At 66.6% G+C, this 21,838-nt stretch carries 18 protein-coding genes; 4 read left to right on the forward strand and 14 right to left on the reverse strand.

The genetic code is table 11. The features are described 5' to 3' along the window. Window positions 1–8: 8 nt before the first annotated feature. Window positions 9–686: a winged helix-turn-helix domain-containing protein gene (locus DBZ32_RS18675; protein ID WP_119168744.1), complete on the reverse strand. Its 678-nt coding sequence runs from the start codon at window positions 684–686 to the stop codon at window positions 9–11. Window positions 687–929: 243 nt separating this feature from the next. Next, the gene (locus tag DBZ32_RS18680) at window positions 930–2,378 is read right to left on the reverse strand and encodes a DegQ family serine endoprotease (protein ID WP_119168745.1); all 1,449 of its coding nucleotides are present in this window, start codon (window positions 2,376–2,378) and stop codon (window positions 930–932) included. A 256-nt stretch (window positions 2,379–2,634) separates the two neighbouring features. Between DBZ32_RS18680 and DBZ32_RS18685 the strand changes: the two genes are divergently transcribed. From DBZ32_RS18685 to DBZ32_RS18695, 3 genes are all read left to right on the forward strand, one after another. Continuing rightward, window positions 2,635–3,879 carry a D-amino acid dehydrogenase gene (locus DBZ32_RS18685; RefSeq protein WP_119168746.1) on the forward strand — a complete coding sequence of 415 codons (1,245 nt, stop codon included), beginning with the start codon at window positions 2,635–2,637 and terminating at the stop codon, window positions 3,877–3,879. Between the two features lie 11 nt (window positions 3,880–3,890). Then, the gene (locus tag DBZ32_RS18690; protein ID WP_119168747.1) at window positions 3,891–4,706 is read left to right on the forward strand and encodes a maleate cis-trans isomerase family protein; all 816 of its coding nucleotides are present in this window, start codon (window positions 3,891–3,893) and stop codon (window positions 4,704–4,706) included. A 348-nt stretch (window positions 4,707–5,054) separates the two neighbouring features. After that, complete coding sequence (locus tag DBZ32_RS18695) at window positions 5,055–6,275, forward strand: polyhydroxyalkanoate depolymerase (RefSeq protein WP_119168748.1); 1,221 nt, start codon at window positions 5,055–5,057, stop codon at window positions 6,273–6,275. A 115-nt stretch (window positions 6,276–6,390) separates the two neighbouring features. Here the strand turns inward: DBZ32_RS18695 and DBZ32_RS18700 are convergent, their stop codons facing one another. The 8 genes from DBZ32_RS18700 to DBZ32_RS18735 all read right to left on the reverse strand — a co-directional run bounded on the left by DBZ32_RS18700 (window position 6,391) and on the right by DBZ32_RS18735 (window position 15,984). Then, complete coding sequence (locus DBZ32_RS18700) at window positions 6,391–6,888, reverse strand: DoxX family protein (RefSeq protein ID WP_119168749.1); 498 nt, start codon at window positions 6,886–6,888, stop codon at window positions 6,391–6,393. Window positions 6,889–6,920: 32 nt separating this feature from the next. After that, the gene (locus tag DBZ32_RS18705) at window positions 6,921–7,676 is read right to left on the reverse strand and encodes an HvfC/BufC N-terminal domain-containing protein (protein WP_119168750.1); all 756 of its coding nucleotides are present in this window, start codon (window positions 7,674–7,676) and stop codon (window positions 6,921–6,923) included. Then, window positions 7,666–8,586 carry an MNIO family bufferin maturase gene (gene bufB / locus DBZ32_RS18710; RefSeq protein WP_119168751.1) on the reverse strand — a complete coding sequence of 307 codons (921 nt, stop codon included), beginning with the start codon at window positions 8,584–8,586 and terminating at the stop codon, window positions 7,666–7,668. Before bufB ends, DBZ32_RS18705 begins: the two co-directional genes overlap by 11 nt. 45 nt (window positions 8,587–8,631) lie before the next feature. After that, complete coding sequence (locus DBZ32_RS18715) at window positions 8,632–8,928, reverse strand: BufA1 family periplasmic bufferin-type metallophore (RefSeq protein WP_119168752.1); 297 nt, start codon at window positions 8,926–8,928, stop codon at window positions 8,632–8,634. A gap of 746 nt (window positions 8,929–9,674) precedes the next feature. Then, complete coding sequence (locus DBZ32_RS18720) at window positions 9,675–11,471, reverse strand: acyl-CoA dehydrogenase (protein ID WP_119168753.1); 1,797 nt, start codon at window positions 11,469–11,471, stop codon at window positions 9,675–9,677. Window positions 11,472–11,644: 173 nt separating this feature from the next. Beyond that, a complete protein-coding gene (locus DBZ32_RS18725; protein ID WP_119168754.1) occupies window positions 11,645–13,372 on the reverse strand; it encodes a PAS domain-containing sensor histidine kinase in 1,728 nt (575 codons plus the stop codon). Window positions 13,373–13,492: 120 nt separating this feature from the next. Next, window positions 13,493–14,944 carry an FAD-binding oxidoreductase gene (locus DBZ32_RS18730; protein ID WP_119168755.1) on the reverse strand — a complete coding sequence of 484 codons (1,452 nt, stop codon included), beginning with the start codon at window positions 14,942–14,944 and terminating at the stop codon, window positions 13,493–13,495. Between the two features lie 47 nt (window positions 14,945–14,991). Continuing rightward, complete coding sequence (locus tag DBZ32_RS18735) at window positions 14,992–15,984, reverse strand: L-threonylcarbamoyladenylate synthase (protein ID WP_119168756.1); 993 nt, start codon at window positions 15,982–15,984, stop codon at window positions 14,992–14,994. A 404-nt stretch (window positions 15,985–16,388) separates the two neighbouring features. On the opposite strand from DBZ32_RS18735, the gene parA reads away from it, so the two are divergent. Continuing rightward, a complete protein-coding gene (parA, locus tag DBZ32_RS18740) occupies window positions 16,389–17,024 on the forward strand; it encodes a ParA family partition ATPase (protein WP_119168757.1) in 636 nt (211 codons plus the stop codon). 78 nt (window positions 17,025–17,102) lie between these two features. Here the strand turns inward: parA and DBZ32_RS18745 are convergent, their stop codons facing one another. The 4 genes from DBZ32_RS18745 to DBZ32_RS18760 all read right to left on the reverse strand — a co-directional run bounded on the left by DBZ32_RS18745 (window position 17,103) and on the right by DBZ32_RS18760 (window position 21,745). Further along, window positions 17,103–17,645 carry a hypothetical protein gene (locus tag DBZ32_RS18745; RefSeq protein ID WP_119168758.1) on the reverse strand — a complete coding sequence of 181 codons (543 nt, stop codon included), beginning with the start codon at window positions 17,643–17,645 and terminating at the stop codon, window positions 17,103–17,105. Between the two features lie 144 nt (window positions 17,646–17,789). Beyond that, window positions 17,790–18,551, reverse strand: coding sequence for a hypothetical protein (locus DBZ32_RS18750; protein ID WP_119168759.1), 762 nt, complete (start codon window positions 18,549–18,551; stop codon window positions 17,790–17,792). Further along, the gene (locus tag DBZ32_RS18755; protein ID WP_119168760.1) at window positions 18,548–19,714 is read right to left on the reverse strand and encodes a GNAT family N-acetyltransferase; all 1,167 of its coding nucleotides are present in this window, start codon (window positions 19,712–19,714) and stop codon (window positions 18,548–18,550) included. Before DBZ32_RS18755 ends, DBZ32_RS18750 begins: the two co-directional genes overlap by 4 nt. Window positions 19,715–19,780: 66 nt before the next feature. After that, window positions 19,781–21,745, reverse strand: coding sequence for a CHASE2 domain-containing protein (locus DBZ32_RS18760; RefSeq protein ID WP_162906838.1), 1,965 nt, complete (start codon window positions 21,743–21,745; stop codon window positions 19,781–19,783). Window positions 21,746–21,838: the final 93 nt, after the last annotated feature.

The following is a 21,838-nucleotide window of genomic DNA, read 5'->3' on the forward strand; positions in this document are numbered from 1 at the left end:
CGCGCGCCTCAACCGTCGGCCGAAAGCAGGTAGCCGGCGCCGCGCACGGTGCGGATCAGCGCCGGTTCGAAGCCCTTGTCGACCTTCTGCCGCAGCCGGCTCATATGCACGTCGATCACGTTGGTCTGCGGGTCGAAGTGATAGTCCCAAACGCCTTCCAGCAGCATGGTGCGGGTGACCACCTGCCCGGTGTGACGCATCAAGAACTCCAGTAGCTGGAACTCGCGGGGCTGCAGATCGATGTTCTGGCCGGCCCGCACCACCTTCCGGCTGAGACGGTCGAGCGTCAGGTCGCCGACGGCCAGGGTGGTCTCCGGCGCGGCGGCCGCACTGCGGCGGGTCATGGACTCTAGGCGCGCCAGCAGTTCGGAGAAGGCGAAGGGTTTGGTCAGATAGTCGTCGGCGCCGGCCCGCAGGCCGCCGACCCGGTCGTCGACCTGGCCCAGCGCGCTCAGCATCAGCACGGGCGTCTGGATCGAGGCCGCGCGCAGCGCCTCCAGCACCTTGAGGCCCTCGAGACCTGGCAGCATGCGGTCGAGGATGACCACGTCGTACTCGCCGCTGGAGGCCATGTAGAGACCGTCGCGTCCGTTGTCGGCGCGGTCCACCACGTGGCCCGACTCGCTCAGGCCCTTGCGCATGTAGTCGGCGGTTTCGGTGTCGTCTTCGATGATCAGGATGCGCATCGTCACTCTGCTTCCGACCTTGCTGTCTGCCGAAGAAGTGCGGCTTGCCGCTGCCTGTCTATCATCTTGCATGGACTCTGTCCTTTTGAGCCACCCGTCTTCAGGCATTGCCTGCTCGGGTCTCCCGTCCGGGCCCTGGCGGAAAAGAGAAAACCGGCAGGTCCCGGTCCCGATCGGGTGGCACCTGCCGGCGAGTTATGCGTCGTGAGTGGCCGAATTCCGCTGGATATCCGGCAAGTTTCGTCAGACGCGCGGCTTCACCCCAACGAAGAGGGGGTTACCGTCGCGTTCGACGAGAATTAGTGCGGAGCGCTGACCCGAAGCGGCTTCCGACAGCGCGTCGGAAACCTGTCCCGGCGTTTCGATCTGCTCGCCATCGACGCGGCGGATCACGTCGCCGGGGCGCAAACCGGCTTCTGCAGCCGGTCCGTCGCCCTGGACCTCGACGATAACAACGCCTTGCGCGTCGCCCGGAAGGTCGAAGCGCTGCCGCATTTCCGGATCGAGCGCGACCAGATCGGCCCCCAGGCTTTCGGATGCGGAAGCATCTGGGGTGTCTTGCGGCTCGGGCTCCAGGGCCGCCTGCTCCGGCTGCAACCTGCCGATCTCGACCTGGAAACGTTCCTCCGCGCCGTTGCGCCAGATCTGCACGTCCACACCCTGGCCGATCTCGGTGCCGGCAACGATCCGGGGCAGGTCCCGCATCTCCTCGATTTCGCTGTCGGCGAAGCTGACGATCACGTCGCCCTGCTCCAGACCGGCGGCATCCGCCGGGCCGCCCGGCACCACATTGGCAACCAGCGCACCGCGTGGCCCGTCGAGGCCGACCGCTTCCGCCAGTTCGGGCGTGACCTGCTGGACCATCACGCCCAGCCAGCCGCGCTCCACCGTGCCGCCTTCCTGGAGCTGGGCGATGATGGGCCGTGCAAGGTTGGAGGGGATGGCGAAGCCGATGCCGATCGAACCGCCGGAGGGCGAGAAGATCGCGGTGTTGATGCCGATCACCTCGCCGTCGAGGTTGAACATCGGTCCGCCCGAGTTGCCCCGGTTGATCGCGGCGTCGGTTTGGATGAAGTCGTCGTAGGGGCCTGCATTGATGTTCCGGCTGCGGGCCGAAACGATGCCCGCCGTGACCGATCCGCCCAGGCCGAAGGGATTGCCTACGGCCATGACCCAGTCGCCCACCTCGACGGCGTCGGAATCTCCGAAGTCCAAGACCGCCAGGTCGCCCCGCGGTTCGATCTTCAGGACGGCGAGGTCGGTCTGCGGGTCGGTGCCGATCAGCTCCGCCTGATAGATGTCGCCATCCTCGAGCGTAATCTCGATCTCATCCGCGCCTTCCACCACGTGGTGATTGGTGACGATGAAGCCCTCGTCGTCGATGATAAAGCCCGAGCCGACGCCGCGCTGGGGGCGCGGCTGCTGCCCCTCGGGCGCGTTGGGGTTGCCGAAACGCTCGAAGAACTCCTCGAAGGGCGACCCCTCCGGGAACGGCAGGCGCTGGGCCTCCGCGTTGCCCTGTCGTTCGGTTGCGACGAAGACCACGGAGGGACTGACCTGTTTGACCAGCGGCGCGAAGCTCTCGGGCGCCGATCTGGCTTGCGCTGCGGTGCCTGCCAACAGCAGGGCACCCGCAAGCGCTGCAGGCAGCGCGCCTTTGGCGGCGCTGCGGAACAAATGATGTGCTGACATCTTGCGGCCTGTCTCCAGTGTATGGCGGTTGTGAATGAATATAGGGCGAAAGGCTTACGCATGCCTGTCCGCCGGATTAACTTGTCGTAAGGTCTTGTCAAATCTCATGACTCACTGAAATTTTGTCGGAAATCAGGCAAGGGCCGGACGGCTGTTGCGGACCGTCCCGACCTCCTGAGGCAATGCCGGCAAAGCTTGGCAGACACCGCGCGTTGCGCCAGAGTTCCCTTTAGATCCGGTTTATGGGAAGCGTGGCATGCATATCGTCGTGCTCGGCAGCGGAGTGGTGGGCGTCGCGACCGCCTGGATGCTGCAGCGCGACGGTCACGCGGTCACTGTGATCGACCGTGCGGAGGAGCCGGCTGCCTTCACATCCTTTGCCAATGCCGGTCTGGTGGCCCCGGGCCATGCCTATGCCTGGTCGTCGCCCAAGGCGCCGGGCATGCTGCTGCGCTCGCTCTGGCGCGGCGACCAGGCCTTTCGCTTCCGGCCGAACCTGGATCCGGCCCTCTGGCGCTGGACCTTGAAGTTTCTCCGGCAGTGCACGGCGGAGCGCGCCTCTGTCAACACCGCGCGCAAGGCCCGGCTGTGCCTCTATTCGCAGGCTCGGCTTCACGAGGTCGTGGCGGCCAGCGGCGCGACCTACGATGCCCGCGACGGCGGTTTGCTCTACCTCTATCGCGAGCCCGATTCCTTCGCCGGCGCACTGGAGAAGATGCGGATTCTGACCGACCAAGGCATCGCTCTGAAAAGCCTGACGGCGGCCGAAGCCGTCGCGGTCGACTCGGCGCTGGCGCCGCTACAGGACAGGCTGGCCGGCGCGATCTTCGCGCCCGGCGACGAGTCGGGAGATGCCCGCCTTTTCACGCTCGAACTCGCCAAGGCCTGCGCGGCCGGCGGCGCGAGCTTCCGCTTCGGGGAGACAGTGCAGGGATTTCGCCTCGGGGGAGGCTCGGTCGAGGCGGTGGTCACGGACGCGGGCGAGGTCGCCGCCGACGCCTTCGTGCTTGCGCTCGGCGTCTACAGTCCGCAGATCGCGCGGCAGCTCGGCGCGCGCCTCTCGATCTATCCGGTCAAGGGCTACTCGGTCACGCTACCGATCGCCGGGCGCAACCGTGCGCCGCGCCTGGGCGGCGTCGACGAGGATAATCTGGTGGCCTACGCGCGTTTCGGAGACCGGCTCCGGATCACCGCGACGGCGGAGTTCTCAGGCTACGCGACCGATCACAAGCCGGCCGACTTCGACCGCATGCTGTCGGTGGCCCGCGATCTCTTCCCCGAGGGCGGCGACTACGGCCAGCCGAGCTACTGGGCCGGGCTCCGGCCGATGACGCCGGAGGGGATGCCCGTTTTGGGTCGCGGTCGCCACGACAACCTCTACTTCAACACCGGGCACGGCCACATGGGATGGACCATGGCCTGCGGAACGGCCGGGATCACCGCGGACCTGATCGCCGGCCGCACGCCCGAGATACCGCTGGACGGTCTGCTTCTGCAGTAAGGACAAGGCTCATGGCAGTCGACGCAGCTTCTCTGTCGCTTCACCCCGACGATCGGCCGCGCGTCGACCTGGAGCATCTGCCCTTCACGCTCGACGCAGGCTTCGGAGCTGCCGCCCGCCTCGGGCTGATCGTTCTGGCGACCGACGGTACGGTGGAACAGGAGTTCCATCGGATTCTGGCGCAGCTGCCCGATGTCGCGCTGTTTCAAAGCCGCATCTGGAACGACGCCGCCATCACGCCGGAGACGCTCAAGGCCATGGAGGCACGCATCCCGGACTGCGCGAAGGTGCTCTTGCCCGGTTCCGACCTCGACTGCGTCGCTTATGGCTGCACGTCCGCCTCGATGGTGATCGGACCGGAGCGGGTGCGGGACCTCGTGCTTCGGGCGCGCGCGCCGAAAACGGCGACGAACCCGGCCCTGGCCGCCCTGGCGGCCTTTCAGGCGCTCGGCATGCAACGGATCGCGCTGCTGACGCCCTATCTCCGCTCGGTCAATCGGATGTTGCGCGACTTCTTCCAGTCGCGGGGCATCCAGGTGCCGGTGATGGGCTCCTTCAACGAGGGCGACGATCCGACCGTGGCCCGAATCGATGCGGCCTCGCTTCGCGCGGCGGCCGAGCGGCTGGCCGGCGAGCCGGACGTGGACGGGCTTTTCGTCTCCTGCACCTCAATGCGCCTGGTCGAAGCGGTGGAGGACATCGAGGCGGCGGTCGGCAAGCCGGTTACCTCCTCCAATCATGCCTTGGCCTGGCACGCCCTGCGCCTGTCGGGAGTCGAGACGGCCCTGCCGCGACTCGGCGCGCTTTTCCGTTGCGGGCTCGACTAGCGGCTCTGCCGCTTCACCACATCATTTAATCGTGAAGTTTTCCGTTTGGGCCGAAGATCTCGGCTCAACCCTCCGCGCGATGCCGAGCTAACGCCTTTTGAAAGGCCGTAGAGCTGGGTTTTCAAAGATTCGCCAAAAGGACCGTATGCCTACAGCCTTACTGCATAGTCGTTATGCAAACACTCAATAGTTATGGAGCGCGGTTGCTATTTCTTCATCTCGATGCATCATGCTTCCCGGCGTCGGCAGGGGGTGGGGTTCTTTCGGGCGAACAGAAACGCGCGAAGCGACATAAGAAAAAGCCCAAGGAACAGCCGGTCGCGAGTGCAACAGACGCGGGGATCTTCGATGCTTTATTCGCTCTACGAGTTCCAGCATATCGCGATGACACCTTTTCGGATGATGTCCGAAACGGCGCGCGAGTTCCTGACCCATCCCTTGGTGCCGATGACTTACACCCATCTGGGGCGCAGCGTCGTGGCGGGGCTGGAGGTTTTCGATTCCGCGACCCGCTATCGCGGCAAGCCGGACTGGGAACTGACGCATACGACGGTGGACGGTCGGGAGGTCCCGCTGGAGCTCGAGAGAGCCGGCGGCACGCCTTTCTGCGATCTGATGCATTTCAAGCGGGTCGGCGTTCGGCGCAGCGACCCCAAGATCCTGCTGGTGGCGCCGATGAGCGGTCACCACGCAACGCTGCTGCGCGGCACGGTCGAAGCGTTGGTGCCGGACCACGAGGTCTATGTCACCGACTGGATCGATGCGCGCTTCGTGCCGGCCGCGGCCGGGACCTTCGGGCTTGAGGACTACCTCGACACGCTGATCGACTTCATGAAGCGGCTGGCGCCCGATCTCAACGTCATGGCGGTCTGCCAGCCGGCGCCGCTGGTGCTGGCTGCGATCTCGCTGCTGGCGCAGGCCGACGATCCCGCCCAGCCCAAGACCATGATCCTCATGGGCGGGCCGGTGGATACCCGCGCCGCGCCCACCGCCGTCACCCGTTTTGCTGAGTCCCGCCCGATGGCGTGGTTCGAGCGCAGCCTGATCGACGATGTCCCGGCCTACTATCCGGGCGGTGGTCGCGCCGTCTATCCGGGCTTCCTGCAGCTTGGCGGCTTCCTCTCCATGAACCCATCGCGGCACTTCGAGTCGCATGTGAAGATGTTCCGCCATCTCGTTCAAGGCGATGGCGATTCCGTTGAATCGCATCGCCGCTTCTACGACGAGTACCTGGCGGTGATGGACGTGCCGGCGCGCTACTACCTCGAGACCGTCGACCATATCTTCAAGCGCCACAGCCTGCCCGAGGGCACCTTGACCTGGCGCGGCGAGACGATTGACCCGGGTGCGATCGCCAAGACGGCGCTGATGACCGTCGAAGGCGAGCTGGACGATATCTCGGCGCCGGGCCAGACCATCGCGTCCCACGCCATGTGCAGTGGCCTGGATCAGTCCAAGCACGAGAACTTCCTGCAGCCCGGCGTCGGTCACTACGGCATCTTCAACGGTCGCCGCTGGCGCGAGAAGATCAAGCCGGCCATCGGTGCCTTCGTGCGAGAGCACGGGTAAGACTGTCGACTGACGCGTGAGCAGAGCTGACGCGGACTCTCTGAGGATAGACAAAGCGAAGCGGCGCCTCGGGATCGGGGCGCCGCTTCTTTTGTAGCGGTGGGAAATTGGCAGGCTAGCTGCGCTTGCCCAGCAGGTGATCGAGGCTGAGCTTGCCGGGGCCGTAAACGATCAGCAGGCCGAAAACTAGCATCCAAAGATAATGCGACGGATGCGCGATCCCGTTCTCGATCCCCTCCGGCGTGGCTCCGACGATCCACTGAATGGTCATGGTCATGACCAGCAGCCCGGCGGCCGAGAGCCGGCCCAACAGGCCGAAGGCCAGCAGGACGGCCAGTGTCAGCTCGCCGACGGTGGTGATCGGCGCGGCCAGGGCCGGCGGCAGGAAGGGCACCGGGTGGATGAAGCCGAAGAGGAATTCCTGGCTGCCCCAGTTGTTCACCCGGCTCCAGCCGGCATCGAAGAAGATCTTCGCCATCCAGAGCCGCGCGATCAGGGAAACGATGGGCTGGCCGTAGGCTTCCACGGCATCGCGAAGCGGCTCGAAACGGGCGTAGAGGCTGGTGAGCAGCGTCGTCGAGCCACGGGACTCGCTGGTGGAGGAGAGGGACATCGCGGATACCTCCGGTCTGGCGCGCCTGTAAGTCAGGCGGGCTCTTTGGGCTCTGTGAAAGTTGCCTGGGTGAGATGGTCGGCCAGCGCGGCCTGAAGATCGAAGTCGGGCTGGGCGGCGAAAGCAGCTACGGCGGCGGCCGTCAGATCCTCGCCGCTGGCGAAGGCCCGCAAGAGAGCGACGTCACCCTGGCCGATCCGGCGCTGCAGAACGGCGCCCTCGGCACTGCGCGTGACCAGAACCGACTGAGCCCCTGCCGCCACGCCGCGGCCCAGGGCGTCTGCCAGCCAGAGGCGCTCGATGGCATAAGCGCTCTCGATCAGCCGGGTTGCCGGATGCCAGGGCAGCCGCAGGCCGCTCAAACGTTCCGGTGCCAGGCCCTCCAGGTTGCGGCCGGTCAGGGCCGGCGCATCGGCGGCGAAGAGCGTTTCGTTGCGAGCCCATTCCAGCCGCCCGAGGTCGGGCAGGAAGGGATAGCCGGCCGTCGGCGGAAAGGTTGCCAGGAAGGCGGGCAGCTCGGCGCCGTAGCTCGAGAGGTGCGGTCGGTTCGGCGGATGCGCGGCAACGAAGGCGCGGGCCAGCAGCCGGAAATTGTCTTTGCCCAACAGGCGCTCCAGGGCCGGATAGGCGGCTGCGAGCACGCCGGACAGCGAGCCCAGCGCGTTGTTGCGATAGACGGAGAGGCGCAGGCGCGGCGGCAGCCCACCTTCGGCGATGCCCGACAGGGCCGCGGCCTCGTCGCCCTGCAGCAGGGCCCGGCGGAAGGCGCCCTGCATCTCAGCCAGCACGACGCGCGCTCCTTGGCGTCAGGCGCTCCAGGGCCCGTTGCGCCGTTGCGGCCTCCTCCAGCAGCACCGACAGCTCGGGAATTGCGGTATCCCACTCGACCAGCACCGGAACGCTATTCGTTCGTTCCAGGGCCGCCTCGAGCAGATGCCAGACCGCGTCCGGAACCCGGCTGCCGTGATCGTCGATCAGCAGGCGGTGACCCTCCAGCTCGACCTCGGCATGACCCGCGACGTGGATCTCGCCAACGGCCTCCAGGGGCAGGGCGTCGAGATAGGCGATGGGATCGAAACCGTGGTTTTCCGCGCTCACCACGATGTTGTTGACGTCGAGCAGCAGGCCGCAGCCACTGCGCCGGACGGTTTCGGCGAGGAATTCGGCCTCGCCCATCCGGGATGCGTCGAACTGAAGGTAACTGGAGGGATTCTCGACCAGGATGCGCCGGCCGAAAACCTCCTGCGCACGCTCGATATTCCGGCAGAGAACGGCCAAGGCCTCTTCGGTGTAGGGAAGCGGCAACAGGTCGTTGAGGTAGGTACCCTCGTCGACCGACCAGGCGACGTGCTCGGAGACCAGGCCGGGCTGAACCGCGTCGAACAGGGCGGCCAAACGCGCCAGATGCGCCTCGCTCAAGCCTTCGGCCGATCCGAGCGACAGGCCCACGCCATGGCAGGAAATCGGGTAGTCGCGCCGGATCGCCTCCAGCGCGCGGCGGCGCGGGCCGCCCTCGGAGAGGAAGTTCTCGGAATGAACCTCCAGCCAGGCGACCGGCGGGCGGCCGTTCAGAAAGTCGGGCAGGTGCGGGTGACGCAGTCCGATCCCCGCCGCCGCCGGGATTGGCGCGACAGGGATCGGGTCTGCGGTGCGGGATTCACCCTGATCCGTCCGGCCAAGCGGCGCGAAAGCGGTCATGGATTGATCCCTCCCCAAGAGGATCGAGGTCCTCGAACAGCCGAGTTAGCTGGCCTTCTCGGCGTTCACGCCCTCGAAGGGATCGGTCTGGCCGCCCATTTCCAGGCAGGCTTCGGCCGAGGCCGTGGCCTTCCAATCGCCGCCATGATAGTCGACGGTGGACTGGCCGGCGCAGGAGTGGGTGCCGGCGGCGTTGGCGCAGTCGTTCTCGCCAGCCTTGGCGACGCCGTAACACTTGGCGCCCGCAGCTTCGGCGGCAGGGGTCATAGCCAGGCCTGTGATGGCGACGGCGCCGGCAAGGGCCAAGGCGGCGGTCGCGGCGGTCAGCTTCTTCTCGAACATCAGCGATTTCTCCTCATTGTATCGAAACCTGAATTTTATCGAAACCTGGATGGTTCGGGCCAGTGCCCGACCCGCGGCCCGCCTTGGCGTGGCTCGCACCCCACAAGGTGAGTAACCCCACGACAAGACGCGAATCACGACGCTTCACGAAAGTGTTGGCCGGGCGGCGCCGCGATCCCGGCCCGGAGCGGCTGTTTCCGCGTCGACCGGGTTGAGCCGGATCGTCCCCGGGACCGCCCCGGGCGGGAATTCCGGGAGCGCGGTCCTCCAGGTTTCAGCCTCTGTCGCGCACGATCAACAGCATCGACCGCTCGGCCCATCTCAATCCGGATATCGAAAAAACGCCAGTACCTATTGAAATAAATAAATTTTTTCAGCCTATCAGCCTGATGCCTGGGTGGTCTTCGCCGGCCCCGGCCCCAGAAACCCGAGGCCAGGGCTGCCGCCAAGAAGACCTCCGTCCAAAGGCCCCGAGGGCTGCTTTCCGGCTGCCGCAGGTTCCCAAGATCAACGAGGAAGGGCACGGCACTTGACGCAGATCAATGGGACGGTGTAGAAACTTCGTTAAATTCCAACTATCGATAGCAGCCCTCCCAAGCCTTCTAACCCGGTTTCGTTCTCCCTGGCGAAACCGGGTTTTCTTTGTCTTGCGGAGTTTTTTTGCTGCCGTCTGCCTGTTTGCCAGTCGGGGGCTCAAGGGCCACCCGGTATGGCACCGCATCGCAGACCGCAAGTCGAACCGCAGATCAGAACTGTGCGTCGTCCAGATCCAGGGTCGTTTCCGCACCGCGGGTCGCGGCCGCGGCCGCGGCGCTCGCCTGAGGCAGGATGTTATCGGCGTAGAAACGGGCGGTCTTGATCTTGCCGTCCAGGTAGACGGCGTGACCGTTGGCGGCCTCGAGCTGCCGTGCGGCCGCGACGGCCTGGCGGGCCAGCACCCAGCCGCCGCCAAGCGTTCCCAGAAGCCGCAGGTAGGGCGTTGCGCCGGCGGCGGCGAGGCGGGGATTGCCGGCCCAGACATCGCACAGCCAGTCGGTTGCCCGGTCCAGTGCCTCGGCACCCGCCGTCAGTTCCCGCCGCAGCCCGGTGAAGCGGTCGCCCGGAAGCTTGGCCAGCGTCTCCACCTCCTTGCGGACGGAGGCGGAGAAAGAACGGGCGGGAAAACCTCTATGGCGGACGACCTTGCGATTGACCAGATCCAGGGCCTGGATGCCGTTGGTGCCTTCGTAGATCGGCGCGATGCGGGCGTCGCGATAGTGCTGGGCGGCGCCGGTTTCCTCGACGAAGCCCATGCCGCCGTGAATCTGCACGCCGAGCGAGGCGACCTCGACGCCGATGTCGGTGCTCCAGCCCTTCACCACCGGGGTCAGCAGTTCGACCACGTCGATCATCTGCTGTTGCCGGCTGCGCTCGTCGGTGACGGCGTTGGCGCGGTCGAGACCGGCCAGGGTGTGATAGGTGAGGCCGCGCGCCGCTTCGGTCAAAGCCTTCATGGTGAGCAGCATGCGGCGCACGTCGGGGTGCTTGATGATGGCGACCGGCGTGCCGGCGTGATCGGCCAGGTCGCGGCTCTGCACGCGGTCGAAGGCGAAGGCGCGCGCCTGCTGATAGGCGCGCTCCGCGATGCCGACCCCCTGGATGCCCACGGCCAGACGCGCATTGTTCATCATGGTGAACATCTGCCGCATGCCCTGGTTCTCTTCGCCGACCAGATAGCCGATCGCGCCGCCGGAATCGCCGTAGGCCATGACGCAGGTCGGCGAGGCATGAATGCCGAGCTTGTGCTCGATAGACACGCAGCGCAGGTCGTTCTTCGGCCCCGGGCTGCCGTCGGCGTTGACCATGTACTTCGGCACGAGGAACAGGCTGATGCCCCGCGTACCCTCGGGGGCGCCGGGCGTGCGGGCCAGCACCATGTGGGCGATGTTGTCGGTGAAATCGTGCTCGCCGTAGGTGATGTAGATCTTCTGGCCCTGGATCAGGTAGTGGTCGCCGTTCGGAATCGCCCGCGTCTTGACGGCCCCGACGTCGGACCCCGCCTGGGGCTCGGTCAGGTTCATGGTGCCGGTCCAGGCGCCGCTGATCATTTTCGGCAGATAGGTGTCCTTCTGCGCCGCACTGCCGTGCGCCGAAAGCAACTCGACGGCCCCCTGGTTGAGCAGCGGACAAAGCGCGAAGGCCATGTTCGCACCGTTCCACATCTCCTGAACCGCGCCGGCGACCACCCAGGGCAGTCCCTGGCCCCCGTAATCAGGATCGAAGGGCAGGGTATTCCAGCCGGCGTTCACGTAGGTGTGGTAGGCCTCCTTAAATCCCTCCGGGGTGCGCACCACACCGTTCTCGAAAACCGCGCCGATACGGTCGCCGGGGTGATTGAGCGGGGCGATGACCTCGCCGGCCAAGCGGGCCGCCTCCTCGAGCACCTGATCGATCAATTGGGGGTCGGCCTCGGCAAAGCCCTCGAGGCGGGACAGTTCTTCCAGGCCTGCGATTTCGCGCAGGGCGAAGCGCATGTCGTCGATCGGCGCACGGTAATCGGTCATCGGGGCAGTCCTCCGGGCGGCTCACGGCTTGTTTCGGCAGCCGCTTTCAGTTCCGGACAGTAGGTCGCCCCCTGCGCCCTGGCAATGGCGTGCGGCATCGCGTTTCGAGGAGTTCGGAGTCAGGGTCCGAAGAGCCTGGCCGATTGCTTCGGCCGCCGCCCTGCGGGACGCGGTTAGACCGGGCGGCGCGACCGGCCGCGAAGCCCACCGACCTGCAGATCGCCTGCTTCCGGGTCTGTCGACGGATCGTCGCTTTCGGCCCTACCTTCCTCGCTGACCGGTATGCCGCCGGCGGGCGACCCCTGGCTTTGCTTCAGAAAGCTTTCGGGTGGGAAGGCGACCCGCACGCAGGTTCCCTGACCCAGCTCGCTTTCCAGGGTGACGGTTCCCCGATGCAACTCCGCGAGCGCCTTGACGAGGGCGAGGCCGAGGCCGGTACCGCCCGCTTCGCGATTGTATCGATTGTCGACCTGATGAAAGGGATTGAACACGTGACCGATCTGGTCTCCGGCAATGCCGATCCCCTCGTCGGTCACCGACAGTTCGAGCCAGTCGCCCCTGAGCCGCCGCGCCGCCAAGTCGACCTGGCCGCCGGGCTTGGAAAATTTGATGGCGTTCGAAAGCAGGTTGAAGAGAATCTGCTTCAGCGCGCGCATGTCCGCATAGACGAACTGTGCGCCGCCGGCGATGTCGAGCTGCAGCTCGATATCGCGCTCCCGCGCCTTGACCGCGCAGAGCCGCCGGCAGGCCTCGAGAACCTCATCCAATTCCACGATCTCCGGATGGATCTCCAATTTGCCTGCTTCGATCTTGGCGATGTCGAGGATGTCGTTGATTAGCTCCAGCAAGTGCCGGCCGCTTTCGTTGATGTCGAGCGAGTACTCGACGTACTGCGGTACGCTGCAGGTGCCGAAGGCTTCCTGGGCGATGATTTCCGAGAAACCGAGGATGGCGTTCAGCGGCGTGCGCAGTTCGTGACTCATTGCGGCCAGGAATTGATTCTTGGCGCGATTGGCTTGTTCCGAGGCTCTTCGCGCGCGCTCTGCCTCGGTGCGGGCCTTCGCCAGATCGCCGGCCAGGCGCACCAGCGACTCCGCCTGCTGCTCCAGCCTGTCCTTCGAGGCGATAAGCTGGTCCTCGTAGCGCGTCCGCTCGGTCACGTCGACGACCGTCATCTGGAGGGCCGGCTGGCCGTCCCAGTCGACGCGGCGGGCGCGGAACTCGATCCAGAGCGGGCAGCCGGTTCGGGTCAGGCCGCGGACCCGGGCGAAGTGGTCCAGGTTCCTGGTCTCGTCCGCGCTGCGGCTGAGCGCGGCCAGGGCTTGACGTTCCTCCGGTGCGACGAGGTGGGTCAGGTCGTCTTCCGCGAGCACCTCCTCAGGCGAAGCGTAGCCGTAGATCTGCGCGAAGGCGGTGTTGGCGAAAAGCGGCCGGTTGTGCCGGTGGATCAGGATGCCTTGCAGGGAGCCTTCCACCAGGGTCGACAGCCAGGCTTCGCGGTCGCGTAGCTGGGCTTCCTGGTCGCGCAGGACGGTAACTTCGTTGGCCGTGCCGAGGATCCGTCTGACCTGCCCGTCGTCGTCGAACAGAGGGGAGAGGGAGATGCTCCAGATCCGCCGCCTGCCGGCGACCTCCAGTTCTTCATCGTACTCGGTGATGGTTCCCGCCTCGATACAGGCGAGATAGCGGCCTTCGAGGTGGCTGGCCAGTGTGGGATCGAGCAGATCTTCAAACCGCCGTCCGGTCGCCTCCTCGTGACTGAGGCCGCAGCGTTCCTCGTTGTAGCGATTGAAGGCCGCGTAGCGGAACACGCCGTTCTCCAGGACGTCGACCACGAAGGTCGGCGCGCTGATGGAGTCGAGCAGGCGCTTCAGCTCGATGTTGTCGAATGACAGCAGCATAGATGAGGAGAGAGCGAAACCGTTGGGTTTGCGGAGGTCAGGTCACCTGCCCGAGAAATGTTGAGTCGAAAAACTTAAGGATTGAATAACTGCAGATTCCCAGAGGAAAGTTAAAATACTTTAAGTGTGACCGGCAGAAACCACTTTGCCGGGATTCATAAGGTTGTGCGGATCGAAGCTTCGCTTGAGCCGCCGCATCATCTCGATCTCGATCGGCGGTTTCAGGCGTTCGGCTTCAGCCACCTTCATGCGGCCCAGGCCATGCTCCGCGGAAAAGGAACCGCCGAAGCGCGCGACGATGTCGTGGACCGCCTCGTTGATTTCCTCCGAACACGCCAGAAAGGCGTCCCGCTCCGCGCCGTCGGGCTGGCTGAGATTGAAGTGGATGTTGCCGTCTCCGACGTGACCGAAGGGGACCGGGCGGACGCCGGGGATCCGCCGTTGGACTTCGGCGGTCGCCTCCGCGATGAAGGCCGGGACCTTGCTGACGGGTACGGCGACATCGTGCTTGATCGAGCCGCCCTCGTGTTTCTGAGCCTCGACCAGTCCTTCGCGCAGGCGCCAGAAATCGGCGGCTTGCTGGGCGTTCTGGGCAATCGCCGCGTCGGTGACCAAGGCCGCCTCGAAGGCTTGGGAGAGCAGGCTTTCCAGCGCTTCGCCGAGCGCTCCCGTCTCGCCGCCGCCGTAGAGTTCGATCAGCAGGTACCAGGGCGAGGGGCTCTCCAAGGGATCGCTGCAGCCCTCGACGCGCCGCCGGGTCATCTCCAGACCGAGGCGCGGGATCAGTTCGAAGGACGTCACGGCCTCGCCGGTCGCGCTGCGGGCGCGGCCGAGCAAGTCGACCGCGGCCTCCGGACTCGGCAGCGCGACGAAGGCGGTGACGATCTCGCGCGGTCGGGCGAAGAGTTTCAGCACCGCGGCCGTGACGATGCCGAGCGTGCCCTCCGCGCCGAGGAACAGGTGCTTGAAGTCGTAGCCGGTGTTGTCCTTGCGCAGGCCGCGCAGCCCGTCCCAGATCCGCCCGTCGGGGAGAACCACCTCCAGGCCCAGGGTGAGGTCGCGCATGTTGCCGTAGCGTAGCACCTGGACGCCGCCGGCGTTGGTCGAGAGGTTGCCGCCGATCTGACAGCTCCCCTGGGCACCGAGGCTGAGCGGGAAGAGCCGATTCGCGGCGGCCGCCGCCTGCTGCAGGTCCGCCAGGATGCAGCCGGCCTCGACCGTGATGGTGAAGTTCTCGGCGTCGAGATCCCGGATGCGCTTCAGGCGGCCCAGGGCGACGATGACCTCGTCGCCCGTCTCGAAGGGGATGGCGCCGCCGCAGAGCCCGGTATTGCCGCCTTGCGGGACCATCGGGACGCGCGCCTCGGCGCAAAGACGCACCACCTCGGCCGTCTCCTCCGGAGTGCCGGGGCGCACGAGGAAGGGCGTGCGACCGCGATAGCGGCCCCGTTCTTCCGTCAGGTGGGGGGCCAGATCGGCTGGATCGGTGAGGAGATGGCGTGGGCCGACCACATTGGCGATGGCCTCCTGCAGGCGGCCGTGGCGTTCGGTGATGGGACTACCTTCTGGCATCGTCGAGACTTTAGGCGCTCGATCCGGCTTCCGCTAGGGCAGTTGCGTTAGGGCGTGGAGTGTGGCGCGGGAGCAGGGCGCGGCGCCGCTGCACGCCGCAGGCGATCTCGGATCGCGTGACCGAGCCCCTGTTCGGGGACCGGCATGGCAGCGATAGCCGGCAAGCCGGCCGCATCCAGACGGCGAAGGTAGGCGAAGAGGTTGGCCGCAGCTTCCGTGAGATCGCCACTTGGCGAGAGGTTCAGCGTCATCGCCGCGCCCGCCGGAACGTCGGGTCCGAAGGCCAGCAACCCCTCTTCGGCTGTCGCAGCGGCGGCGTCGAGCCGAAGCGGCGTCTGCGGCGCGTAGTGACTCTCGAGCAGGCCGGGGGACGCCAGGGGGGCGTTCGCGGCCCGGGCCTCCGGCACCTCGCCCAGAAGGTCGATCAGCCGCTCGAGCGGCAGTCCGCCGGGGCGCAGCAGACGCGGACGCTCTCCGGAAAGATCCAGAACCGTCGATTCCAGGCCAATCCTGCAGGGACCATCGTCCAGGATCAGGTCCACCGCCTTGCCGAGCTCGCTCTCCACGGCCTGTGCCGCGGTGGGGCTAATCCGGCCCGAGCGGTTCGCGCTGGGCGCCGCTAGGGGACGGCCGACGGACCGCAACAGGGCGCGGGCAACGGCTTGGTCCGGCACACGGACCGCCTGGGTTTCGAGTCCGGCCGAGCAGAGCAACGAGATCCGGCAGTCCGGGCGGCGCGGCAGCACCAGAGTGAGCGGGCCGGGCCAGCAGGCGGCGGCCAGCCGCTCGGCCCGCGCGTCGAAAACCACGTCCTCTTCGGCAGCCTCCCACTCCCCAAAGTGTGCGATCAGAGGGTTGAAGCGCGGCCGTCCCTTGGCGGCGAAGATCCCGGCGACGGCTGCGTCGTCGCGCGCATCCGCCCCCAGGCCGTAGACGGTTTCGGTTGGGAAGGCGACCAGTCCGCCCGCCTTCAGAATAGCGGCGGCCTCGGCAATGGCCTCGGGGTCGGATCGCCGGATGCGGGGGGACGGATCGCTCATGGCGCGGCTGGGTAGCTGCTTCCGGCGGTACTGTCCAGTCGGCACCCCCGCCCGCCGGCACCCAGGAATGCGGAAGCCGCCAAGGATATGGCGGCTTCCGGCTTCGCTCCTGTGAGGCCGTTGGTCCTCGGCGCTCAACGCGCCATCACCTCCGAGAGGTGCGGGGCCATCCGGCACCCTCGCCGCACGGGCACTGCGGCGAGCCTGTCGTCGTCGCGATCGTCGGCTGGGCCGGACGCTGCGACCACGTGGGAAAAGCCTGCGCCTGGCAATTGCGCCCGTCAAGTGCGCAAATATGGCAATACCGCTGACGCAAATGATCTTGGAGGGCCGTTCGATTATGGTGCATCCATCCGGCAAGCCCTTTATGCTGCGGCGCAGCAAAACGGAAGGGGGAAACAGCTATGGCCGCCAAGATCATCACGGTTGCTCAGCAGAAGGGCGGGGCCGGCAAGACCACCCTGACCGCGCATCTGGCCGTCGCCTACACGGCGGCCAAGAAGAAGGTCGCTGTGGTCGATATCGATCCGCAGCAGTCGCTGACCATGTGGTTTCGTCTGCGTGAGGAGCGTTTCGGCGATGCTGGGGCCGGGCTGCTTGTCAGCGCGATCAAGGGATGGCGCGTGCGCAACGAAGTCGAACGGCTGGCCCGCGAGCACGAGGTGGTGCTGATCGACTCGCCGCCCCATGCCGAGACCGAGGCCAAGATTGCCGTGCGCTCCGCCGATCTGGTGGTGATTCCCGTCCAGCCTTCGCCGATGGATGTCTGGGCGACACGTCCGACCCTGGAGCTGGCCGCCGGCGAGGACACGCCGGTGTTGGTCGTGCTCAACCGGGTGCCGCCGCGTGCCAAGCTGAACGAGGAGATGTTGACAGAGGTCAAGGGCTTCGGCGCAAGGATTGCCAAGACCCAGATCGGCAACCGGGTGGTCTTCGCCTCGGCACTTTCGGAAGGGCGCTCCGTGGGCGAAGTGCAGCCCAGCGGCAAGGCGGCGAGAGAGATCAGCGCCCTGGCCAAGGAGATCTTGAAGACGTCCTAGGACATGCCGTTGAGATTTGGCTGTAGAGATTTGCGGCCGGCCCCGGCGTTTCCCGGGCCGGACCTGGGCCCCCCGCGACTAGGCCGCCGGAAGACGGTCGCGCAGGTCTTCGAACCAGGTAAGCCGCGCCTGCGTCGCCCCGATTTCCAGCTCAAGCCAAGCCGGCAGTTCACCGCCATTGGCCGGAGTGTGGCCGCGCAGATCCGTTAGGCGGGCCAGCTCACGCTCGAAGATCTCGACCAACAGGTCGGTCTGCTCTAGCTGTTGCTCCAGCGACAGATTGTGCAGGAAGCGCATCTTCAAAGCGATAATCAGCTTGTTGACGTCGGTCACCTGCGGTCGCAGATTTGCCGCCAGCAGCCGTTGCAACTCGCTCTGGCCGGACTCCGTGATGCGCAGATCGTCGTTCTCGCCGCTGCTGTCGACCGGTTCGACCAAGCCTTCGACCTTCAACAGCTCCAGCGGCGAGGCCAGAAGTTCGAGCGACGGCCCGACCATGCGTCCGGTAAAATGGCGAACTTCGCCCGCCACTTCGGCGTAACTTTTGGGCGCGTCAGCCAGAAGACCAAGCGCCAGGAGGCGGATCGCTTCGCTTGGGACCAGGGAATTGTCGCGGTACATCGCCGGAGCTCCTCGCTGCACGACTGATCTATATCATAGATCCTTGACCGTTTCATGTCGAACGAGCAAGCGATAATCAGTCTCAAAAAGGGATATCATCCTTCACGCCACGCTCCGACACCGTGAGTCGGTCTTCGCTGACCTCTAGTCGGCCGGTCCGCCAGGGGGTGCGGCGGCTCCCGGAAGACCTTCCACCGCTGCCTCGGCACGGGCCTGCCAACGGCCCGCCAACTGCGGCTCCGGCGGCGTTCCGAACGCACCGTAGCGCAGCTTCTCGGACAGGCTGCGCATGGCGCCGACGTGTCCGGCTTCGGCGGCCCGCTCGTACCAGTGGCGGGCTTCGGCCTGATCGGGGGCGACCCCGCGGCCCTGGGCGAAATCCTGAGCGAGATCGAACAGACCGGTCGGGAGGCCGGCCACGGCCAACATCCTGTGGGCGGCATGGGCTTCGGCCCAGTCGCCGGTATGAACGAAGAGAATGGCGGCGAGCCGCTGGTGCCTCAGCAGGTCTGGGGCCAGGGCAAGCGCCCGCCGCAGGTGGGGGATGGCCTGCGGATACATGCGTAGGCCGGTCATGACCGAGGCTGCGTCGAAATGCGCCTGGGGGTCGTCCGGCCGCCGGCGGGCGATCGTCACGAAGCGGTCGATCGCTTCGGTTTCCCGGTAGGTGGCGAGCAAGCCCCAGGCCAGACGCCGCTCGGCCTCGATATCTGACGGGTCCGCAGTCAGCGCGGCCCCGCAAGGCTCGACCGCCGCCACACGCGGCGCGGCGCGGCAGGCTTGCGCCCATCCCGATGCTTGGCTGGATACCTGGCCGGATTCCGGTTCGGACGCCAGGGCCGCGCGTTGCCCCGGAGCGATCAGCAGCGGCAGCAGCACGACCAAGGATGCCGCTGCCGCCTTCATTCCGGTGCGGTCGCGCGGTAGGGGCTCCAGTCCCCCAGGGCCGCGATCTCCGCGCGCACCGCCTGGGCTTCGCGTTTCAGGAAGTGGGCGACCGCTTCACGGAAACCGGGATCGGGAATGAGATGCGCGGAGTAGGTTTCGACCGGCAGGTAGCCCCGCTGGATCTTGTGTTCGCCCTGGGCACCGGCTTCGACGCGCTTCAGGCCCTGCGCGATGGCGAAGTCGATGGCCTGGTAATAGCAGGCCTCGAAGTGCAGGAATCTGTGGTCGGCGGCGCAGCCCCAGTTACGGCCGTAGAGCGCATCGTCGCCCATCAGATTGAGGGCGCCGGCCAGAACCTCGTCGCCTTGCTCGGCGACGATCAAGACGACTCTGGGGCCGAGCCGTTCGCCGAGCAGCAGGAAAAAGTCGCGGGTCAGGTAGGGCCGAGACCACTTCTTGTCGATCGTGTCGAGATAGAAGCGGTGAAAGGCATCCCAATGCCGCTCCTGGATCTCGTCCCCGACCAGCGCGCGCAGGCGAAGACCGCTCTCCTGCACCTTGCGGCGCTCTTTCTTGATCGCCTTTCGCTTACGGCTGACAAGCGTGTCCAGGAAAGCGTCGAAGCTTGCATAGCCGGGATTGTGCCAATGGTACTGCAGCCCGATCCGCGTCAGCAGGCCGGCCTCGCCCAGACGCGTCCACTCCTCTCGTTCGGGAAAGGTGACATGGAGAGACGAGGCTTCGTGCCGCTTGGTCACTTCGGCCAAGCCGGCGATCAGGGTACGGCAGAGTCTGTCCCGCTCCATGCCCGGTCGGGAAAGCAGGCGCGGCCCCGTCACCGGGGTGAAGGGCACCGACGACTGGAGCTTGGGATAGTAGCTTCCGCCGGCCCGCTCGTAGGCGTCGGCCCAGCCCCAGTCGAAGACGTACTCCCCGTAGGAGTGGCTTTTGAGATAGAGCGGCACGGCACCCAACAGCGTGCCGTCGGGCTTTTCCAGCAGCAGATGCTGGCCGAGCCAGCCGCGTTCCGCCGTGGCGGAGCCGGAGTCCTCGACGGCACTGAGGAAAGCGTGACTGACGAAGGGATTGGCCGTTCCGGCACAGGCATCCCACTGGTCGGCGGTGACCTCGCCAAGCGAGGCGACCGTGCGCAGGGTCAGGCTATCGGCTCCGTCGGGCATGTTGGGAGTTTAGGTGCGGCTGGCGCTCTGGCAAGACAAGCTTGGGTGTCTTGCCGACCTCCGGCATCAGACGGCTGCCTGCGCGCTGCCCAGGCGACTCTGGTCCGCCGGGCGCCAGACCCAGACCGCCAGCGGAGTTTCCCGCCCTCGCAAGGTAACCTCGCCATGGCGATGGAAGCCGAAGGGGATGCCACCGGCTGCCTCGCCGGCCCGCTGGATGGTGGTCTCGGAGGCGACGATGGCTGCTTGCAACTGCCGCGTCAGGCCCTCCAGGCGGCTGGCGACGTTGACACTGTCGCCCAGAACCGTGAACTCGAAGCGGCTCTCTCCCCCGATGTCGCCGACGATGACCGGCCCATGATGAATGCCGATGGCGGTTTTCAGGCGCGGTAGACCCTCTGCCGCCAGCTCGTCCGACCAGGCCGAGATGCTTGCCTGCAGGTCCACTGCGGCGGCCAGGGCACGGGCCGCCTCGCCGGGCAGAGGGTCGGGGACGCCGAAGACGGCGAGCGCGCCGTCCCCCAGATACTTGTCGAGTGTGCCGCCCTGGCCAAAGACCGCGCGTTCGACACGGCTGTGGAAGCCGCGCAGCAGCTCGATCGTCTGTGCGCTAGGCAAGGATTCGCAGACCGCCGTGAAACCGATGATGTCGAAAAAGACGACCGTTGCCGACTGCTGTCCGGTCAGGCTGTAGGGCTCGTTTTTCGCAGCCAGCCGCTCGGCGACGGCCGGCGAGAAGTAGCGCGAGAGGTTCCGCCGCTCGCGGGCGACGGCCTCGCGTCGCCGCTGCTCGGCCCGGCTGCGCATCAGCGCACCGAAGCCGGCGGCGAGTGCCATCAGACCGAGCGGTACGGCGAGCGCCAGCCAATACTGCCAGCGGACGAAGGCCAGATACGCCAGCCCGGTCCAGAGCGTTCCGGGGACCAGCAGAGCCAGCGGTACCGCCAGCGGGTGCAGGCGGCGCGCGGCGCCGTAGGCCAGCACCGCTCCAAGTCCGGCGGCCAGGATATCCAGGCCGTGCAACCATTCCGGCCGAACCAGACTGCGGCCCTGCAGCAGGTTGTCCAGCACCGTGGCCGTGTAGGCGACCGAGGGAAGAGCCGAATCGTAAGGGGTGACGAAAACCGGTACGGCGGCCGCGGCCGTGCTCCCGACGATCACCGCCTTGCCCCGCAACTCGGAGTCGGGCACGGCTCCGTTCAGTAGATCGATCAGGCTGTAGCTCGGAAAGCTTCCCGCCGGTCCGTAGAAGTTGACGGGCAGGCGCATGCGCCGGTCGACCTCGAACCGCAGGTCGCCGAGGCTGATCGATTGGCCCACTTCGGCGGTCAGATCGCTGCGCGGTAAGCGGTGGAACTGTCTCGCCGCCTGCAAGGTCAGCGAGGGGTAGAGGGTGCCTTCGAAGGCGACCACCGTTGCTTCGCTGCGCAACGCGCCGTCCGGCGCCAGCAGCACCGACATATGCCCGAGTGTCGCGGCCGCTTCGCTGAAGGAGCGGGGCGGCAGCAGAGTACCGCTGGCGTGCGGTAGAGGGCCGATGGCTTGTGGGGATCTCCGATAGCGCTGCAATGCGGTTCCGTCGGGCGGAAGATCCGACGCCTCCAGGCGCGCCAGCATCTGCGGGCCGAAGGTAAAGGCGTAGCCCAGGGTGACGTTGCCCGCCCTGGCGATCGCTTCGGCCAGCGCCGCGTCCGCGCGTTCTTCTTCGTCGGTACCGCCGCCTGTGGCGAACAGAAGGTCGAAGACGATCAGGCGCGCCTCGGCCGACGTCAGGCGCTCCACCGCCCGGGCCAGATCGAACCGCGAAGGCGGCCAGCCGCCCAGGGCTTCCAGGCTCGGCTCGTCGATCAGAATCAGGATGACGTCGGGGCCAGGGGCGATGGGGCCGCGCAACTGAAAGCGCCAGTCGAGGGTCGGCGCCTCCAACCGCTGGATCATAGGGGCATCGAGCAGAAGGAAAGCGAGCAGCGCTGCCAGGAAACCGACCGCCGCTGCCGTTAATCGCTGAGGCCGCCATGGCTGTGAGCGCATCGCGCCTACTCCAGATCTTCCGCCGACAGCCGCCCCCGACAGCCGTTGCAGCGGCTGCCGCGCAGGGGAAGGCGACTGGTCGATACCGAAGCT

Origin of the sequence: Algihabitans albus, from assembly GCF_003572205.1 — a bacterium.
Taxonomy (GTDB): domain Bacteria; phylum Pseudomonadota; class Alphaproteobacteria; order Kiloniellales; family DSM-21159; genus Algihabitans; species Algihabitans albus.

What these genes read in the sequence shown, in the direction of transcription:
- DBZ32_RS18690 (WP_119168747.1), top strand. Translation starts at nt 3,891, where the DNA reads ATGGCAGTCGACGCAGCTTCTCTGTCGCTTCACCCCGACGATCGGCCG.
- DBZ32_RS18725 (WP_119168754.1), bottom strand. Translation starts at nt 13,372, where the DNA reads ATGCTGCTGTCATTCGACAACATCGAGCTGAAGCGCCTGCTCGACTCC.
- DBZ32_RS18745 (WP_119168758.1), bottom strand. Translation starts at nt 17,645, where the DNA reads ATGTACCGCGACAATTCCCTGGTCCCAAGCGAAGCGATCCGCCTCCTG.
- DBZ32_RS18720 (WP_119168753.1), bottom strand. Translation starts at nt 11,471, where the DNA reads ATGACCGATTACCGTGCGCCGATCGACGACATGCGCTTCGCCCTGCGC.
- DBZ32_RS18675 (WP_119168744.1), bottom strand. Translation starts at nt 686, where the DNA reads ATGCGCATCCTGATCATCGAAGACGACACCGAAACCGCCGACTACATG.
- DBZ32_RS18685 (WP_119168746.1), top strand. Translation starts at nt 2,635, where the DNA reads ATGCATATCGTCGTGCTCGGCAGCGGAGTGGTGGGCGTCGCGACCGCC.
- DBZ32_RS18730 (WP_119168755.1), bottom strand. Translation starts at nt 14,944, where the DNA reads ATGCCAGAAGGTAGTCCCATCACCGAACGCCACGGCCGCCTGCAGGAG.
- DBZ32_RS18760 (WP_162906838.1), bottom strand. Translation starts at nt 21,745, where the DNA reads ATGCGCTCACAGCCATGGCGGCCTCAGCGATTAACGGCAGCGGCGGTC.
- DBZ32_RS18750 (WP_119168759.1), bottom strand. Translation starts at nt 18,551, where the DNA reads ATGAAGGCGGCAGCGGCATCCTTGGTCGTGCTGCTGCCGCTGCTGATC.
- DBZ32_RS18695 (WP_119168748.1), top strand. Translation starts at nt 5,055, where the DNA reads ATGCTTTATTCGCTCTACGAGTTCCAGCATATCGCGATGACACCTTTT.
- DBZ32_RS18680 (WP_119168745.1), bottom strand. Translation starts at nt 2,378, where the DNA reads ATGTCAGCACATCATTTGTTCCGCAGCGCCGCCAAAGGCGCGCTGCCT.
- DBZ32_RS18715 (WP_119168752.1), bottom strand. Translation starts at nt 8,928, where the DNA reads ATGTTCGAGAAGAAGCTGACCGCCGCGACCGCCGCCTTGGCCCTTGCC.
- DBZ32_RS18700 (WP_119168749.1), bottom strand. Translation starts at nt 6,888, where the DNA reads ATGTCCCTCTCCTCCACCAGCGAGTCCCGTGGCTCGACGACGCTGCTC.
- parA (WP_119168757.1), top strand. Translation starts at nt 16,389, where the DNA reads ATGGCCGCCAAGATCATCACGGTTGCTCAGCAGAAGGGCGGGGCCGGC.
- DBZ32_RS18755 (WP_119168760.1), bottom strand. Translation starts at nt 19,714, where the DNA reads ATGCCCGACGGAGCCGATAGCCTGACCCTGCGCACGGTCGCCTCGCTT.
- bufB (WP_119168751.1), bottom strand. Translation starts at nt 8,586, where the DNA reads ATGACCGCTTTCGCGCCGCTTGGCCGGACGGATCAGGGTGAATCCCGC.
- DBZ32_RS18735 (WP_119168756.1), bottom strand. Translation starts at nt 15,984, where the DNA reads ATGAGCGATCCGTCCCCCCGCATCCGGCGATCCGACCCCGAGGCCATT.